The organism is Allobosea sp. GW821-FHT09G06 (assembly GCF_059416005.1).
This window is the reverse complement of the sequence record NZ_JBWKOI010000001.1, coordinates 2,035,265-2,052,657: the sequence shown is the minus strand read 5'-3', so window position 1 is coordinate 2,052,657 and position 17,393 is coordinate 2,035,265. Positions and strand designations below refer to the sequence as shown.

11 protein-coding genes are annotated in these 17,393 nt (G+C 68.6%); 7 read left to right on the top strand and 4 right to left on the bottom strand.

The window, feature by feature from the left end:
- Positions 1–53 precede the first annotated feature (53 nt).
- On the bottom strand, positions 54–563 hold the full coding sequence (locus AC07NY_RS10095) for a PAAR domain-containing protein (protein WP_494583599.1): 510 nt from the start codon (positions 561–563) through the stop codon (positions 54–56).
- Positions 564–739: 176 nt separating this feature from the next.
- On the opposite strand from AC07NY_RS10095, the gene tssK reads away from it, so the two are divergent.
- The 6 genes from tssK to AC07NY_RS10065 are packed head-to-tail and all read left to right on the top strand — an operon-like array spanning position 740 to position 10,860.
- A complete protein-coding gene (gene tssK / locus AC07NY_RS10090; RefSeq protein ID WP_494583598.1) occupies positions 740–2,077 on the top strand; it encodes a type VI secretion system baseplate subunit TssK in 1,338 nt (445 codons plus the stop codon).
- Complete coding sequence (gene tssL / locus AC07NY_RS10085; RefSeq protein WP_494583597.1) at positions 2,074–3,525, top strand: type VI secretion system protein TssL, long form; 1,452 nt, start codon at positions 2,074–2,076, stop codon at positions 3,523–3,525. Before tssK ends, tssL begins: the two co-directional genes overlap by 4 nt.
- 11 nt (positions 3,526–3,536) lie before the next feature.
- Positions 3,537–7,175: a type VI secretion system membrane subunit TssM gene (tssM, locus tag AC07NY_RS10080; protein ID WP_494583596.1), complete on the top strand. Its 3,639-nt coding sequence runs from the start codon at positions 3,537–3,539 to the stop codon at positions 7,173–7,175.
- Positions 7,176–7,179: 4 nt separating this feature from the next.
- A complete protein-coding gene (gene tagF / locus AC07NY_RS10075; protein WP_494583595.1) occupies positions 7,180–7,887 on the top strand; it encodes a type VI secretion system-associated protein TagF in 708 nt (235 codons plus the stop codon).
- Positions 7,888–7,897: 10 nt separating this feature from the next.
- Positions 7,898–8,707 (top strand): PP2C family protein-serine/threonine phosphatase, encoded by an 810-nt coding sequence (locus AC07NY_RS10070; protein ID WP_494583594.1) that lies wholly within the window; start codon positions 7,898–7,900, stop codon positions 8,705–8,707.
- Positions 8,704–10,860 carry a serine/threonine-protein kinase gene (locus AC07NY_RS10065; protein ID WP_494583593.1) on the top strand — a complete coding sequence of 719 codons (2,157 nt, stop codon included), beginning with the start codon at positions 8,704–8,706 and terminating at the stop codon, positions 10,858–10,860. Before AC07NY_RS10070 ends, AC07NY_RS10065 begins: the two co-directional genes overlap by 4 nt.
- A gap of 203 nt (positions 10,861–11,063) precedes the next feature.
- Here the strand turns inward: AC07NY_RS10065 and AC07NY_RS10060 are convergent, their stop codons facing one another.
- The 3 genes from AC07NY_RS10060 to AC07NY_RS10050 form a co-directional block, all read right to left on the bottom strand.
- Positions 11,064–11,342, bottom strand: a complete 279-nt coding sequence (locus AC07NY_RS10060; RefSeq protein WP_492287952.1) for a hypothetical protein — start codon at positions 11,340–11,342, stop codon at positions 11,064–11,066.
- A gap of 57 nt (positions 11,343–11,399) precedes the next feature.
- Entirely contained in the window at positions 11,400–13,190 is a 1,791-nt protein-coding gene (locus tag AC07NY_RS10055) for a transglycosylase SLT domain-containing protein (protein WP_494583592.1), read from the bottom strand.
- Positions 13,191–13,256: 66 nt separating this feature from the next.
- On the bottom strand, positions 13,257–14,810 hold the full coding sequence (locus AC07NY_RS10050) for a methyltransferase regulatory domain-containing protein (RefSeq protein ID WP_494583591.1): 1,554 nt from the start codon (positions 14,808–14,810) through the stop codon (positions 13,257–13,259).
- A 370-nt stretch (positions 14,811–15,180) separates the two neighbouring features.
- On the opposite strand from AC07NY_RS10050, the gene AC07NY_RS10045 reads away from it, so the two are divergent.
- A complete protein-coding gene (locus AC07NY_RS10045; RefSeq protein WP_494583590.1) occupies positions 15,181–17,316 on the top strand; it encodes a caspase family protein in 2,136 nt (711 codons plus the stop codon).
- The last annotated feature ends 77 nt before the right edge of the window (positions 17,317–17,393 follow it).

Sequence of the window (17,393 nt, the reverse complement as noted above, 5' to 3'; positions counted from 1 at the left end):
AGAAAACGATTCAGACTCAGCGACTTCCACCGCATCCTTGAATCAATCTGGCATCAGCCGCCGATGATCACGGTGGGCAGGCCCATCATGATCTTGTTGGGCGGGCCCAGCGCCTCGATGATCGTGTCGCCCATCCGGCAGGCCGGCAGGTTGTTGATCAGCACCGTCTGCGAGCCGTCGATGACGACGCCGGGCCCATGCGTCGGCAGCGGCAACGGGCCGAGCGGCGTCAGGCAGATATGGATATCGGCGCCGCCGGCCGCGCCTGTGATCGTCGAGCCCATGCTGGCGGCGGCTGAGTTCTTGGCGGTTTCCTCGGCGGCGATGGCGGCCGGTGCTCCCGGCGTGCCGGCCGCGGCGACGGTGGCGGCCTGAGCCACCTGCAGGGCCGCATCGGAGACCGCCTTGGCGGCCTGGATCGCGGCAGCAGCAGCGGCCGGCACGCCGCGCCAGGCCAGCATGCCGCCGATGATCACGTTCACGCTGCCTGGTCCCGGTTGCAGGACTGGCGGCAGCGGATGTAGCACCGGGTCCATGATACGGGCGGCCGGTCCCTTGGGCATGTGAGCCTCCTGCTGGAACGGATTCGTACCTACGAGGACTGCCGTGAAAATCGCCCCGCCGCATCCTTCAAGTCAATGATGGCGGCTCCCGCGCGGCGCGCTAGCATTCGTTTGGTGACGCTTGGGTAGGACCCGTATAAGCTCGCCCAGCCTGCCGTCGAGTGAGCGAGACCGGAATGTCGTGGTACAGCAAGGTCGTCTGGTCGGAAGGACTGTTTCTCAGGCCGCATCACTTCCAGCAGAGCGATCGTTATCTCGAAAACCTGCTGGAAAGCCGCGTCAGGACCATCTCGCCCTATCCATGGGGCTTCTCGGTGCTGGAGATCGACCGCGACCTCGCCCAGCAAAGCCGCATCGGCCTGCGCCGCGCCGTCGGCGTGATGCCGGACGGCACGCCCTTCGCGCTGCCTGACAACAGCCCGCTCCCGGCCGCGATCGAAGTGCCGGAGAATGCCGCAGGCCAGATCGTCTGGCTCTCGCTGCCGCTCGCCGCCGCCAATACGCGGGAGGTCGAGGACACGCTGAACGGCTCGGCCAGCCGCTATGTCCCGGCGAACGAGATGCTGATCGATTCGACCGCCTCGCTGCGGACCGAAGAAGAGATCGACGTCGCCCATCCGCGCCTGACGCTGGAGCTGCGCAAGACCTCGAAGGCCGGCTATGTCGGCCTCGCGCTCGGCCGCATCCTCGAAGTGCGCGACCGCGCGATCCTCTTCGACGAGAAATTCGCCCCGCCCGTGCTGGTCTGCTCGGCCTATCCGGTGATCGAGGGCTGGCTCGACCGCGTCATCGGCTGGATCGACAACAAGCTGGAGGAACTGGCCCGCTACGCCGCCGATCCGACGGCGGGCGGCGGCCTGCAGAGCGCCGATTATTTCGTGCTCCAGCTCCTCAACCGCAGCATCCCGGTGCTGAAGCACATGCGCCGCTCGCGCTTCGTCCACCCCGAGCGGCTGTTCACGACCTTCCTCGCGCTCGCCGGCGAGCTTGCGACCTTCACCACGGCCGAGCGTCGCGCCCGCGACTATCCGGCCTATGATCACGATGACCTGGAGAACTGCTTCGCCCCGGTCGTGCGCGACATCCAGGACTTCCTCTCGGCCAATCTCGGCCGCCGCGCCATTCGGCTGGAGATCGTCGAGCGCGCGCAGAACGCCTTCATGTCGACGATCCGCGACCGCAGCCTCGTGCGCAACGCAACGCTGGTGCTGGAAGTCGCCGCGCGCCGGCCGCTGACCGAGATCCAGGCGCAGTTCCCGCAGCTCTTCAAGATCGGCCCCAACACCAAGATGAACGAGATCGTCCATGCCCATCTGCCGGGCATCAATCTCGTTCATCTGCCGACGCCGCCACCGCAGATCCGCGCGCTCACGGATCATGTATACTTCTATCTCGACCGCACCTCGCCGCTCTGGCCGGAATTCTCGACGGCGAGTTCGATCGGCATGCATTTTTCCGGTGACTGGCCCGATCTCGAACTCGAGCTCTGGGCCGTTCTGGAGGGCAGGCGATGAGCGATCCGGGTTCGCCCTCAGATCCGTTCGGCCGCTCCGAGCGGACGATCATCAGGCCGAACCCCGGCGGGCGCCGCGCGCCCCTGCCGCCCGCTCCCGCCGCGCCGGCCCCGGCCGCGCCACAGCAGGCACCCCAGCCCTATCAGCCGCCGCAGGTGCCCTCGCCCGGCGTGCCCGGCACCGGCGACGAATGGATGTCGAACCCGGCGCCGATCCCGCAGCGCCAGCAGGCCCCGCCGCCTCCGGCCGGCGGCGGCCAGTCCCTGCCGCGCCGCGACCAATTGCTGACGCCGAATGCCAACCCGCTTCTGCGTGCAGCCAGCCCGCTGCTGCTGCTGCTCGGGCGGATGCGCGCCAACCTCTCCAACGCGCCCTTCGCCCAGCTTCTCGGCCAGGTTGGCGAAACGATCGAGGCCTTCGAGCATGAGGTTCGCGCCGCTGGCGTCTCGGCCGAGACCGCGCAGACCGCGAAATACGTCATCGCCGCCAGCGCCGACGACATCGTCCAGAATATCCCCGGCGACGACCGCCATGTCTGGACGCAGTACAGCATGCTCTCGCGCTTCTTCGGTGAGCGCATCGGCGGCGTGCGCTTCTTCGAGATGCTCGACAAGGCCAAGGCCGATCCATCGGTCAATTACGACCTGCTGGAGCTGATGCATGCCTGCCTGGCGCTGGGCTTCCAGGGCATCCACCGCACCTCGGCCGGCGGCGCCAACAATCTCCAGACGATCCAGCGCAACCTGTTCGAGACGTTGCGGCGGGTGAAGCAGCCCGATCCCGAATTGTCGCCGCGCTGGCGCGGGCAGGCGATCGCGCAGGCCGTCGCCGGCTTCAAGGTGCCGGTCTGGTCGGTGGCCGCGATCGCGGCGGTTGCCCTGCTCGGCGTCTATTTCGTCTTCCGCGCCCTGCTCGCCGGCAATGCCGAGGCGGCCTCGACCGCCCTGCTCTCGGTCCATCCCAAGGGCGAGATCGGCATCATGCGCAAGGTCTTCTCGGCCCCGCCGCCGCCTCCCCCGCCACCGCCGCAGCCGCCCAAGGTCTGCGCCGCCGTGCAGCCGCCGATCGTCTGCCTGGTGACACCGAACGTCGTCATTGTCCGCCTCGTCGGCATCACGCTGTTCGAACCGGGGCAAGCCGCCGTGCGCACCGAGTTCCAGCCGCTGATCGAGCGCATCGCCGCCGTGCTGGAGCAGGAGGGCGGCGCGATCAAGGTCGTCGGCCATACCGATAACGTGCCGATCCGCACCGCCCGCTTCCCCTCCAATGTCGAGCTGTCGCAGGCCCGTGCCAAGGCGGTCGGCGACGGCTTGAAGGCCAAGCTCAGCAAGCCGGACCGGATCAGCTTCGAGGGCAAGGGCGCCGATACCCCGATCGCGCCCAACACCACGGCCGACGGCCGCGCCCAGAACCGGCGCGTCGAAATCCTGATCCAGCGTCAGAACTAGGAGGCAGGACGATGAATCTCGCCACCTGGCTCCGCATCGTGGCCATCCTGATCGGCGCGCTCGCGCTCGCCGCGCTGATCTGGTTCGGCGGTCCCTTCGTCGCCTTCGGCGAGGTCCGGCCGTTCGAGTCGTTCTGGGTCCGACTGCCCATCGCCGTGCTTCTTTTGGTCGGGGCGCTCGCCTGGATCGCCGTCATCGTCATCCGCCGCCGCAAGGCGACGGCGGCGCTCACCGAGGCGCTGGAAAAGGAGGAGTCGACCGGCGACGGCGCCGCCCTCTCCAGCGCGATGAAGGACGCGCTGGCGACGCTGAAGAGCGCGCGCGGCAAGGGTGGCGACTATCTCTACGACCTGCCTTGGTATGTCATCATCGGCCCGCCCGGCGCCGGCAAGACGACCGCGCTGGTCAATTCAGGCCTGAAATTCCCGCTGGCGCGCGGCGCGACGCCGGCCGCCGTCGCAGGCTCCGGCGGCACCCGCTATTGCGACTGGTGGTTCGCCGAGGATGCGGTGCTGATCGACACAGCCGGCCGCTACACCACGCAGGACACCGACACAAAGGCGGAGAAGTCGAGCTGGCTCGCCTTCCTCGACCTGCTCAAGACCAATCGCCCGCGCCAGCCGATCAACGGCGTGCTCGTCGCGATCAGCGTCGAGGACCTGCTGACCTCCTCCCCTGAGGAGATCGCCGCCCATGCCGACGCGATCCGCGCCCGCCTGCTCGAACTGCACGAGCGGCTGAAGGTCGATTTCCCGGTCTATGCCGTGTTCACCAAGGCCGACCTGATCGCCGGCTTCAACGAGTTCTTCGGCCAGCTGACCGAGCCGCAGCGGCGCATGGTCTGGGGCCATACCTTCCAGACCGCCGACAAGACCCGCAACATGATCGGCGATGTGCCGCCGGAATATGACGCGCTGATCGAGCGGCTGAACGAGCGCCTGCCCGACCGGCTCCAAGACGAGCACAATCCGACCGCGCGCGCCCAGATCTTCGGCTTCCCCAGCCAGATGGCGACGCTGAAGCGCGGAATCGTCGATTTCCTGACCCGCGTCTTCGAGCCGACGCGCTATCACGCCAATGCGACCTTGCGCGGCTTCTATTTCACCTCGGGCACGCAGGAAGGCACGCCGATCGACCAGTTGATCGGCGCGCTCTCGCGCAATTTCGGCTCGGATCATGCTGGCGCGGCTTCGTTCTCCGGCAAGGGCAAGAGCTACTTCCTGACCGAACTGGTCCAGAAGGTCGTGATCGGCGAATCCGGCTGGGTCTCGACCGATCTCGGCGCCGCCCGCCGCACCACCGCGCTGCGCATCGCGGGGTTTGCCACGGTCGCGCTTTTGTCGCTCGCCGCGCTCGGCCTGTGGTGGACGAGCTTTTCGCGTAACAGCGACCTGATCACCGCGACCAATTACGGGCTTTCCGACTATCGCAGCGCCGCGGCCCCGGTCCTTCAGGAGACCACCATCTCCGACCGCAATTTCAGCCGCGTGCTGCCGCTGCTGCACAAGCTCCGGAACATGCCGGCCGGCTATGCGACGAAATCCGAGCCGACGCCGACGCTCGCTACTTTCGGCCTCAGCCAGCGCGACCGCCTGCAGAACGCGACCGAGATCACCTATCAGCAGGCGCTGGAGCGGATGCTGCGCTCGCGCATCATCTTCCGGCTGGAGGAACAGCTCGAGGCCAACGCCAACAACCCCGGCTTCGTCTACGAGGCGCTCAAGGTCTACATGATGGTCGGCGGCCAGGCGAAGCTCGACCGCGAGCTCGTGACGTCCTGGATGCGGCTCGACTGGGCCGAGAACCTCTTCCCCGGCCCGGCCAATGCCAAGGGCCGCGAGGCGCTGGAGGAGCACCTCGCCGCCATGCTCGATCTCGACGAGGGCACCGGCGAGCCGATCGTCAAGCTCAACCAGTCGCTGATCGAGCAGAGCCAGCGGACGCTGCGCCGCCTCAGCATCGCCGAGCGCGCCTATGAGCTCCTGCGCACGCAATCCCGTAGCGAGAGCCAGAAGGACTGGGTCGTCTCGCAGCGCGGCGGCTCCGATGTCCGCCTCGTCTTCGAAGGCGTCACCGGCGAGGATCTCGACCAGATCCGCGTGCCCTATTTCTACACTTATGACGGCTTCCAGAACGCCTTCATCGCCAAGCTCGGCGATATCGGCGACCAGATCGAGCGCGAGCGCTGGGTGCTGGGCGAAAATCTCGACCAGCAGGCGATCACCGCCCAGTACGCGACGCTCTTCCCGGACCTGATGAAGCTCTACAGCCGCGACTATGCCGCGAGCTGGCAGCGCATGCTGAAGCGCCTAAAGCTGCGGCCGCTCAATGCCGACAAGCCGCGCTATGTTGCTCTCAGCGCGATCAGCGCCGCGACCTCCCCGTTCAAGCAGGTGCTGGAGGCGCTCCGCGACGAGACGCAGCTCACCAAGGAACGCCCCAACGCCAAGAAGGCGGTCGCCCAGGCCGCGGCACAAGCGGCAGCCGATACGCTGGCCCAGCGCGCCAGCAATGCGCTGAACCGCCTCGGCACCAACCTGCCGCTGGCGGCGCCCGGCGTCGATCGCGTGCTGGCCGGCGGCGGGCCCGATACCGCGCTCGGCGCCGATATCGAATCCCAGTTCAAGCCCTTCCACGTCCTGGTCGACGGTGATCTCGGCCGCCGCCCGGTCGATCAGCTCCTCCAGACCTTCTCCGAGATCAACCAGAACCTCGCGACCGCCGCGACCAATCCGGCGCAGTCGGCGGCGGCAAACGCGGCGCTCGTGCCCTTGATCGCGACGCTGCGCGCAAACTCCTCGCGCTATCCCGCGCCCTTCGACGGCATGGTGATCCAGGCGGTCAATGATTTCGAGGGCGATGCCACCGGCGCGACCGTCGCCCTGCTGCGGCAGGCGCTGGCCGAGCAGGTCACGCGGGTCTGCACCGAGGTGATGAACAACCGCTATCCCTTCACCAAGGCGAGCACCCGCGACGTGCCGCTCGCCGATTTCGCCCGGCTCTTCGCGCCCGGCCAGATCATGGACAAGTTCTACAAGGAGCGGCTGGAGCCTTTCGTCGACACCTCCAAGCCGCAATGGAACTGGCGCGTCGACAGCCGCGTCGCCCGCGCGCTCTCGCCGACGACGCTGCGTGAGTTCCAACGCGCCAGCGAGATCAAGGAGGCCTTCTTCCCGACCGGCGGCAACCTGCCCTCCTTCCAGATGGTGGTGACGCCGACCGCGCTCTCGGCCGATGCCGCCAATGCCAAGCTGGAGATCAACGGCTTCACCGTGACGAGCCAGCAGGGCGTCAACACGCCGACCCCGGTGATGTGGCCGGGCGGCGGCGTCGGCAAGACGGCGGTGACGCTGACGCTGGGCGGTGGCGGCGGCAACGCTTCCGGCGGCATGTTCAGCGGCGGCTTCTTCTCCTCGGGCCAGCAGGGCGGCGGCGCGCAGGGCGGCGAGGCCAAGCTCTTCGAGAAGGAGGGCACCTGGTCCTTCTTCCGCCTGCTCGATGCCGGCTCGGTGCTGAAGCAGGGCGACAATATCGGCTTCAACCTGAATGCCGGCGGCCGGCAGGTTGGCTACTCGTTCGGCGTCGGCTCGCTCAAGAACCCGCTGATCCTGCCGGCGCTGCGGGAAATCCGCTGCCCCTCTGGGATATGACAAGGTGCCCTGCGGCCTCTTCGGCAAGCTCCCGGCCAAGCGCGACTTCATCGCGTTGAACGCCCCCTCCGGCTTCCTCGGGACTTACGAGAAATGGCTGCAGGGTGGCCTGACCGCGAGCCGGCTCGAGCTCGGCAATCGCTGGCAGGAAGCCTATCTCAACGCCCCGATCTGGCGGTTCTGGCTCGGCGGCGCCCATGGCGGGCAGACGGTTGCGGGCGCCTTCATGCCCTCCGTCGATGGCGTCGGCCGCTATTTCCCTTTGACGGTCTTCGCAGCCGCGAGCCCGGGCGCCGCGATCCCGCCGCCCGAGCTCGACCCGCAGGATCAATGGTTCGAGGCGATCGAGGATTTCTTGCTTCAGGCGCTGGAACCGCAAGCGAGCTACGAGGCCGTGGCGCAGCGCCTAGCCAACCTGCCCGTCCCACACGACCACCATCTCGCCGCCCCGCCGCAGGACATGGTCCGCCTCGCCGACGGTACCATCGTCAGCGCCGCGATCGCCTCCGGCTTCCCGGAGCGGCTGGCGGCCCTGCGCGTCGAGGACCATGCCCGCGCCTATGCCCATGCGTGCTATCTCTGGACGATCGGCGGTCCGAATTTCGAGCCGCTGGCGCTGACCGGCCACGCCTTGCCCGATCCCTATCTCTTCGCCGGCCTGCTCACCGGCCGTTTCGACGGCCATCTCGCGCCCGAGCGCGCCGGACCATGAGGGCGATGCCATGAATGACGCCCCGCGCCGGAACCCGGATTTCGAGACCGGCTGCATCAGCCATACCGGCAAGGTCCGCACGGCCAACGAGGACAATTTCATCCTGCGGCCGGAGATCGGCCTCTGGGCCGTCGCCGACGGCATGGGCGGGCATGAGAACGGCGCGCTCGCCAGCGCGACCGTTGTCGCGGCGCTGGAGGCGGTCGGCGCCGCGGGCTCGGCGCCGGACCTGCTTGCCATGCTGGAAGCCGGCATACTCAAGGCCAATGACGACCTGCGCGCCGAGATCGACCGGCGCGGCGCGACCATGGGCGCGACGCTGGTCTGCCTGCTGATCCACCAGCGCCATTTCGCTTGCCTCTGGTCCGGCGACAGCCGCATCTACCTCGTCCGCAGCGGCCGCATCGCGCAGGTTTCGCGCGACCATACCGAGGTTCAGGACATGGTCGATCGCGGCCTGCTCACCGCCGAGGAGGCGAGGCGTTCGCCCCGACGGCACGTCATCACCCATGCGATCGGCGTGCACGAGACGCCGGAGCTCGACCTCGAAAACGGCGAGATCGCCGATGGCGACGCCTTCCTGCTCTGCTCGGACGGGCTGACCGAGCATGTCACTGACGCCGAGATACTGGCCGCGGTCGAGGCAGGCGGCGCGCAAGCCGCCTGCGACGCCCTGCTGGCGCTGACGCTGGAGCGCGGCGCGCGCGACAATGTCACGGTCGTGATCGTGCGCTATCGACAGGGCACGAGCGAAAGGACACGCTGGATGCCGAACCGGTCCGTCAGGGGGAATGCGACGCCAGGGAGCACCACGCCATGAGCGACGATTCCGAACGCACCGTCTTCGCGCCCCGCGCCAATGCCCGCCTCGGCACGAAGCTCAACGGCATCTACGAGATCGAGAGCCTGATCGCCGTCGGCGGCATGGGCGAGGTCTACAAGGGCCGCGCGATCCAGACCGGCGACGCCGTGGCGATCAAGATGATCCGCCCCGACATGGCCCGCGACGACGCCGTGCTCGCCCTGTTCCGGCGCGAGGCGGCGGCGCTGCACAACCTCTATAACGAGGCCATCGTCCGCTACTACGTCTTTGCGATCGATCCGGTGAGCGAGACGCCCTATCTGGCGATGGAATTCGTCGACGGCCAGCCACTCTCCGAGCGCATCCAGCAGGGGCCACTCAGCGTCGAGGAAGCCGACATCCTGCGCCAGCGCGTCGGACCCGGCCTGCATGCCGCGCACCGGCTCGGCATCATCCATCGCGACATCTCGCCCGACAACATCATCCTGCCGGGCGGCGATCCCTCCCGCGCCAAGATCATCGATTTCGGCATCGCCCGCTCCAGCATCCTCGGCGAAGGCACGGTCATCGGCTCCGGCTTCGCCGGGAAGTACAACTATGTCTCGCCGGAGCAGCTCGGCCTCTATGGCGGCGAGGTCTCCGGCCGCTCGGACATGTATTCCTTCGCGCTCGTGCTGGCCCAGGCCCTGACCGGGCGCGCCATCGACATGGGCGGCAGCCAGGTCGACATCATCGACAAGCGCCGCCGACTGCCCGATCTCTCGGGCGTCGATGCGCGCATCCGCCCCCTGCTCGCGCGCATGCTCGCGCCCGACCCGAAGGACCGCCCCGCCGACATGGCGGAGGTCGCCACTTGGCAGGCGCCCGCCCCAGGCAAGAAGGCCACAGCCAAGGCCCCGGTCGGCAGAACCACGACTGACAAGCCGGGGCGCTCGCCCCTGCCGCTCGTCGCCGGCATCGCCGCGCTCGCGCTACTGGCCGGTGGTGGCTTCTACGCCTGGACGACGATGGGTGGCGGGCAGCCGGCGCGGGTCGCGACCAACGATCCGCCGCCGCTCTCGGAGCAGCCCTCGGCCAGCATTCCGACTGCCGCGGTGAACGCACCGCCTGCCCTGACCGAAGCGCCTGCCGCGAAGGCCTCGCCGGCAAGCGCTCCCCCAGCGCTGACCGAAGCACCGGCGCAGCCGGCAGCCCCCACGACGCCCGCGCCGGCCGCCGAGAAACCTCCGGCTCCTCCGAACCCACCGGCGCCGCCTCCGGTGGTACAGCCGCCGGCTGCGCAACCGCAAACGGGGCAGCAGCAGCCCCAACGGCCGCAGCGCCCCCCGTCAAGCTCACCCGGCTCGCAGGTTGCTGTGAACACCGAGCCACCACAGCAGCAGGCGCCGGCTCGTCCGCCTGGGGCCGAACCCGTCAAGCAGCCGCCTGTCGTCGAGGTGAAGCCGCCGGAGCCGCCACCTGTCGCGGTCGTCATTCCGACGCCGCCTCTCAGCCAGAGCGTTCCATCACCGCAGCCGCAGGCCACCGCCATCGTTCCGGACCCCGAGCCGCGCACGCCGGCCGAGCGGATCGAGCGCTATGTCCGCGACTATGACGGCGGCTCCTGCTTTTTCCTCTGGCCGCTCGAGATCGGCGACCGCAAGGCGACGCTGGAAGGCTTCGGCAGCTCGTCCGCGCCTTTCGTCGCCTTCGACAGCGCCTTCAAGGCGGCGCAGGGCTTCGAGGCGCAGATCCATCTGCGGCCGATGACCGAGGCGCAATGCCCGATGGTCGATTTCCTGCGCCGGCCCGGCATCGGCATCGATCGTAGCCCGCGCATCCAGATCGGCGCCTTCAACATGAAGAGCGGCGACATCCTCAACGGTTCGGTCGAGGCCGGCGGCGGCCAGAATCTCGATGTCGTGCTGATCGGCGATGACGGCCTCGTCTACAATCTCGCAAGCTTCATGAAGCGCGAGGGCAACAAGGTGACCTTCAACCTCAAGCTCGAATCGACCGGCGGCGCCGCGCGTCCGCAGACCGTGCTCGCGCTCGTCACCAAGGAGCCGCTGCCGGCGCTCTCCGGCCCCAATCCCTCGCCCGCGAGCGAGTTCTTCGCCAATCTCAAGCTCGACCTCGCCCGCCAGAGCGGCAAGCTGGGGTTGGGGATCAAGTATTTCCGGATCGAGTGAAGCGGGGACGGAGTGGACATCCGCGGGAACCCCTCTCCTGTAAGGAGAGGGGTAGGGGTGAGGTGTAGGCCGTTGGATCAGCGAATTGCAGCCCCACCGCCGCGCAGCGACCACCTCGCAGCAAACCACCTGACGGCCGACACCTCACCCTGCCCTCTCCTTACAGGAGAGGGTTCCCCGCGCCTTTGTCGTCTCGGCCACCCTCAATCCTCCCGATACAGCACGCCCCATTCGTCCTGCCAGACGCCGGCCTTGTCCTCGACCACGATCGGCGCCTGGATCTCGTTGGCGAGGCGGATCGCGGTGCGGAAAGCATCCTTCGCGGCCAGTTCGTCGCTGACGAAATCATTGACGAGATGCCCGCCGGCGAGATCGGCCGGACAGAGCACATGCCCGAAGGCTTCCCCACCGCGCTCCGACAGCTTGAGCGTGATCGCATCGGTCGGCGGCTCGTCGACCTGTTCGAAACGGTTGGCCGGCATGGATCGTCTCCTTTCAGTGCTCGCTGGGAGCGGATGGCCGCACGCGGCGGCAAGGCGTCATTTCTTCGGTTGCGGCCGGGCGATGCCGGGCCCCTGCCCCGGCCTGACCGCGCTGTAGCGGTCGAGCCTGACCTTGATCATCTCGTTGAACTTCTTGTGGACCTCGGAGACCGTGAGCACCTTGGTCTCACCCCCGGCATCGGCATAGAAGATCGGCCGGTTGGCCTGGGCCGGCTTGGGCAGGAGTTCGGCCGCCTTGACGCCGGGCTGCTCTTCCATCGTCTCGATGAAGGTCTGCGCCGCGTCCGGGCCGAGGAAGTGGATCAGGTAGATCTCGCCGCCGGTGAGGTGGCGTCCCAGCGCCCGTTCCAGCCGAAGCGTGTCGCGCTTCAGCATCTCGGCCGCCAGCAGCGCCGAGATATAGGGCTCGCGCCGCATGTCGAGGATGCGCTGGCGCTGGGCACTATCGCTGACCACGAACTGCCGGCCCGACTTGCCGATCATTTTCGCGTCGGCGCCAAGCCCGTGCTTCGTGCCGAATTCGTAGATCACGCCGAGCCAGGTCTGCTCGATGAACTGGTAGAGCCCTGTCGCCGAGGAGGTCTGCGCCTTCACCGCCGTCGAGAACGAGGATTCCTTGTCGGCGACCGCCATCAGCAGGGTCGGGTCGGCACCGACGACCTTGCTGGCGCGCACGATGGTGTCGACGAGGTGGCGGCGGATCTTGATCGGCCCGAAGGTCAGCACCTGGTCGGGATCGCCGCTGGAGATCTGCGGTGGGGGCTGCGGCGCGCCGCTGGGCGAGACCGGTCCCGGCGGCGGCCCGCCCTGCATCTTCGGCGGCACCAGCAGGATATTGGACGGCAGCTGCAGCTGGTTGACCGGCACCTGCTGGGTCGGCGCGTCCTCCTGCGGCTTGATCGCCGCCAGCGAGGGATCGTTGTCGAGGGCGAACTGGGCCGCCTGCCGCGCGCCCTCCAGATCCTGCTCGACCGAGGACAGGATCAGCGAAGGCCGGGCCGGCGCATCCTTCAGCGCCGGGGCTTCCACCGCGGCGATATCGACCCCGCGCTCCGGCTGCGGCCGCTCCGGCTGCTGGAGCCGCGCATAGGCCAGCCCGAGCACAGCGGCCGTCACGCAGGCGACGCCGGCCGCGACGGCCGCGATCGCCTTGCGTCCGGAAGCAGCCTTCTTCGGCCGCGCATCGGGCGGCTCGGCAGCGGCCGCTGGCTTGGCGGGTGAGATTCCCGGAGAGGCCGGAGAAACGGCCACCGCCGGCGGGGCGGAAGATGGGGCTGGAGCAACCGCAGCCGGCCGCGCCGGAGCTGGTCGCGACGGCTCTGCCACCACCTGTCGCGCAGGGCGCGGCGCGCCCGGAGCCGATGACGGACGCGGAGGCAGCGGGCTTGCCGGCACCGGCGTCGCGGCCGCTTCCGGCTTCCCGGTCACGAGGTTGCGCAGCGCCTCCAGCCAGCCGGCATCGCCCCGTCCGGCAAGCGCCGCGAGATCGTCGACAAGCCGCTGCGCCATCACCTGCGGCACGCCGGCCTCGCGCGCGATCGTGCCGACAACGCCCTTGCCCGGCTGCTCCGACACCATCTTCAGCGCGTAGAACCAGAGCTGCAGCGGCGTGCGCCGGCTCTCCAGCGGCGTCCCCTCCGCCGGATGGATCATGTAATTGCAATGCTGGCAGGCGAAACCGCGCAACTTCGGGCGCGGCTCGAACTGCGCCGGCCGGCCGCAGGCGGGGCAATTCATGCGTGTCCCGCCGCGGCGCAAGCGCATCAGCGCGGCGAGGCAAGCCTCCTCCGGAAACAGCGCCTGGAATTGCCGGAAGCGCTCGCTCATTCCGCTGGCCTGCGCCCCATCGCCCCCTGCCGGAAGGTTACGCCCGGCACGGGCGCTTCACAATCGTCACGCCCGCAGCAGCCCGAGGCGCGCGACATCCTTCAGATGCATCGACACCTCCTCCGCCGTCGCTCGCTCCGGCAGGCCGGGGACCGTGATCCCGGAGCCGCGGGTCTCGTCGAGGAAGGCGTTCATCGCGTCGAGCAGCATGCCCTGGTCGCGCGAGCCGTCGAGCAGGCTGACGAACTTCCGCACGACGACGCCGTCGAGCTGCACAGTCCGGTGACGCAGATCGGTGACCTCGGCAGAGCTCGCAGCCTGCCAGCGCGCGATCTCGCTGGCCGCCGGCTTCTCGCTGATCGCCGTCGTCAGCGGCGGCGCTTCCAATCGGATGTCGAGTAACCCCGCCTTGAAGATCGCGATCAGGGCTTCGTCCAGCCTCGCGACCTCATGCGCGCGGTCCGGCCCCAGCTCGCCGGCCACCTCGCGGCAGGACCGTTCGACCAGCTCATCCCAGGTGATGCTCGCCGGCCAGATCGCGCTGAGGATGCCGAGCGCCGCCTTGCACAATGGCAGATCGACGGCAAGCTGCACGCCCTCGTCGAAGCTGAAGCGCTGGACGCCGGGCTTCTCGTCGTCCTTGGCAGGCGCGAGCCGCGCATTGGCGGCAAGATGATAAGGCCTGAGCGAGTCCGGCCGGACGCCGCGGCTGAGCGGGACATCGGCACGGCACAGGAGCGTCTCGCGAAAGGCGCGCCCGATCAGCAGGTCGAGCACCTGCTCGCGCAGGGCCGCCTGCTCCAACGGCAGCTTGTCGAGCATCTGCTGGGCCGGCCCCTTGGCAGCGCCGTAGAGGTTCGGGAACGAGGCTTCGGCCAGGAATTGCAGGCCATTTCGCTCGGCGACCGTGAGCACCTCGTGCAGCGCGAAGGCACGCGCACCGGGATTGAGATCGTCGTGATAGAAGACGTTATCGGGCAGCTCGTCGATCTGCTTGAGGCGCTGCCGCAGCGCCGCGCCATGGAAGCTGTCGGGATCGCTCGCTTCGGCGATCTCCTTCAGGGCGGCGCGAGCGACCCTGACCCGCTCGCGCGGGTCATCGATGTCCTTGACCGCGAAGAGCATGACGTCGCGCGCGAGATCGCGCAGCCGGCAGCCCGGCAAGGCATTGTAGCTGACATAGGCCACGCCCTGCGGCGCCAGCAATTGCCCGAACAGCGCGAGGATTCGCTCGCGCACCACGTCCGGCACCCAAGAATAGACGCCGTGGACGATGATGTAATCGAAAGTCCCGATCTCCTCGCCGACAGTGAGGATGTCGCGCTGCTCGAAAGCGAGGTTGCTCAGGCCAAGCTCCGCGGCATTGGCGCTTGCCTGCCGGATGGAGTCACCGCTGAGGTCGATGCCGAGGAAGCGGCTGTCGGGATACTGCGCCGCCATCGGGATGAGATTTCCCCCGCGTCCGCAGCCCAGTTCGAGCACGCGCATCGCGCTTGGCAGGGCCGGGCTCAAGCCGTGGAAATCCGCGATGGTCGCCAGACGCGCCGGATGGGTCTGCGCGAAGGAATGGCCGGGATAGGCCACGGCATCATAGGGATTGATCGCTGGATCGCTCGTCATGCCCGCTGCCGCCCGGCTTCGTCCCCGGTATTCGAGCCGAAGCACCGCCCCGACGCCTCATTCATTTGAAGGAGCGTCGTCCGACCCTGCCCTCGCGGCACGGCTGGAACAAGCTCTCCGATACCGGACAATTAAGTCACACCCGCGCGATTACGCTTGAGGAACCGCTGCGATTGACGCTGCCAACATCAGGCGAAACCTGAAGAATAGACCGCCTGAGCCGGTTCCGGATCGTGGCTTTCCAGCGGCGGTTTGATGTTGCTTCAAGTGCCGGCTTTCTGGGAACCTCCATCATATGGCGGACGCCCCTTCGAATCGCGGGCGTCAGACAGGGTCCAGCGAGTCGTTCTTCTCGCGCAGGGGAAGCAGCATGCGGATACATGCCCGGGCCTATGCGTATCTCATCGCAGCGTGGACGGTAGCCTTCGCCGCGCTGAGCCTCGGCGCCACGCCCGCTCTTGCCCAGAAGCGCTTCGCCTTCGTCGTCGGCAACGGCGCCTATGCCAATGTCACGAAGCTGCCCAATGCCTTGAACGACGCCAATGCCACCAGCACCATGCTGCGGGAAGCAGGCTTCGACATCACGCCGGCGCTCGATCTCTCGCTTGCCGGCCTGCGCGGCGCACTCGATGTCTTCATCGACAAGGTCCGCCGCAGCGGTGCCGACTCCACGGCGCTGGTCTATTACGCCGGCCACGCCGTGCAGCTCGACGGCGCCAACTACATCCTGCCGACCGATATCCGCCCCCAGATCGCGACCAGCATCGCCGATCAATCGCTCTCGCTGGGCGATATCCTGCGCCGCCTCGACGGTGCCGGCGCCAAGTCGAAGATCGCGATCCTCGACGCCTGCCGCGACAATCCCTTCGCCAACCGTCAGGTCGCTCGTGGCCTCGCCCTGCAGATCGTCGACGGCGCCAATGAAGGCATCAGCAACGAGGCCGGCCTCGCCCGCGTCGATTCCGGCAGCGGCACCTTCGTCGCCTTCGCGACCTCGCCGGGCTCCACCGCAGCTGACGGCACCGGCTCCAACAGCCCCTTCACCACCGCCTTCCTGCGCGAGGCGCGCGAGCCGGGCCTCGCCGTCGAGCAGATCTTCCGCCGCATCCGCCTCGCCGTCTACGATTCCACCAATGGCACCCAGATCCCCTGGGACACCTCCTCGCTGATCACCGAATTCAGCTTCTTCCAGCGCCCGGCCGGCGCCCCTGCGGCCCAGCCCGCCACCGCCGGCAACGTGCCCCTGACGGCCCGCCCGACGCTGGCCTCGCTGCGCGCCATGTCGCCGGCCGATGCCGCCCGCACCGCGATCGCCTGGGACCGCAGCGACATCTACGGCAACACGCTGGCCATCAACCCCGAAGACCAGACCGCGCTGCGCCTGAACCGCATCCTCGCCCAGCGCACTGACGAGCGCGCCTGGGCCGAGGCCATTCTCGCGGGCGATGCCGAATCCTTCCGGCTCTATGCCCGGCTCTATCCTGTCTCCGACCACACCGCCGCGGCCCTGCGGCTGGCTGCAACCGCGCCCAGCCGCAACCGCGTCCAGGTCGCCCAGACCTGCCCGGTCTGCCCCGCCGTGCAGCAGCCCCGCACCCGCCGCGCCGACTACACGCCGCGCGGCGTCTCGCCGGCTCAGTCGGGCGCGCCGCGTCAGGCGCCGCCCGCGACGCCTCAGGGTGTGGCACCGCAGGCCATGGCGCCCGTCCTGCCCACCCTGCTGCCCGAACGCCCGCGTTGGACCGGCTTCTATGTCGGCGGCTCGCTCGGCGGTGGCCGGCAGGGCGACCGCACGACGGTGGCAGGCCCGTTCGGCAGCCCGATCTTCACGCCGACCACGACCACCACCACGACCGTCACCACGACGTCGCCCATTGTGGGGACCACGACGACCACGACGACGACGTTCGGCACACCGATCCTCGCTGCCAGCGCGATCAATCCGCTGGCCGTGCCGCGCAGCTTGACGCCTGACGGGAGCGGCATGGTCGGTGGAGCGCAATTCGGCTTCAACTACCAGATCGGCGCCATCGTCATCGGCGCCGAGACCGACCTCTCGGCGACGCGCCTCGGCGGCAGCCAGACGGTCGCGGCCAGCCCCGGCGGGACTCGCTTCACCACCCGCGCCGAGAACGAGGTTTCGATGCTCGGCACGGTCCGCGCCCGCGCCGGCTTCGTCCTTGGCGACGTCATGATCTATGGCAGCGGCGGTTATGCCTATGGGCTCGTCGACCAGAAGGGCTCGATCGCGCCAGACAATCCGGCCACGACCTCGGGCGCCGCAGCCTCCCGGTCAGGTCTCGCCAGCGGCTGGGCTCTGGGTGGTGGCGTGGAATATGCGATCATGCCCGGCATGACGCTGAGGCTCGACTACACGCATTACGACCTGGGCAACCAGAAGCTGACCTTGCAGGACTATACCGGGCTCGCGCCCTCGCAATATGCGATCATGCGCGCCCGCACCGCCGGGGATATCGTCAAGGCCGGCTTCAACTTCGGCTTCTGAGGCCGGCGGCCGTCTCCCTGGCGAGAGACGGGAGCGCGCCAGGGCGACATCTGGCGGACAACCCTGATCGGCCCCTT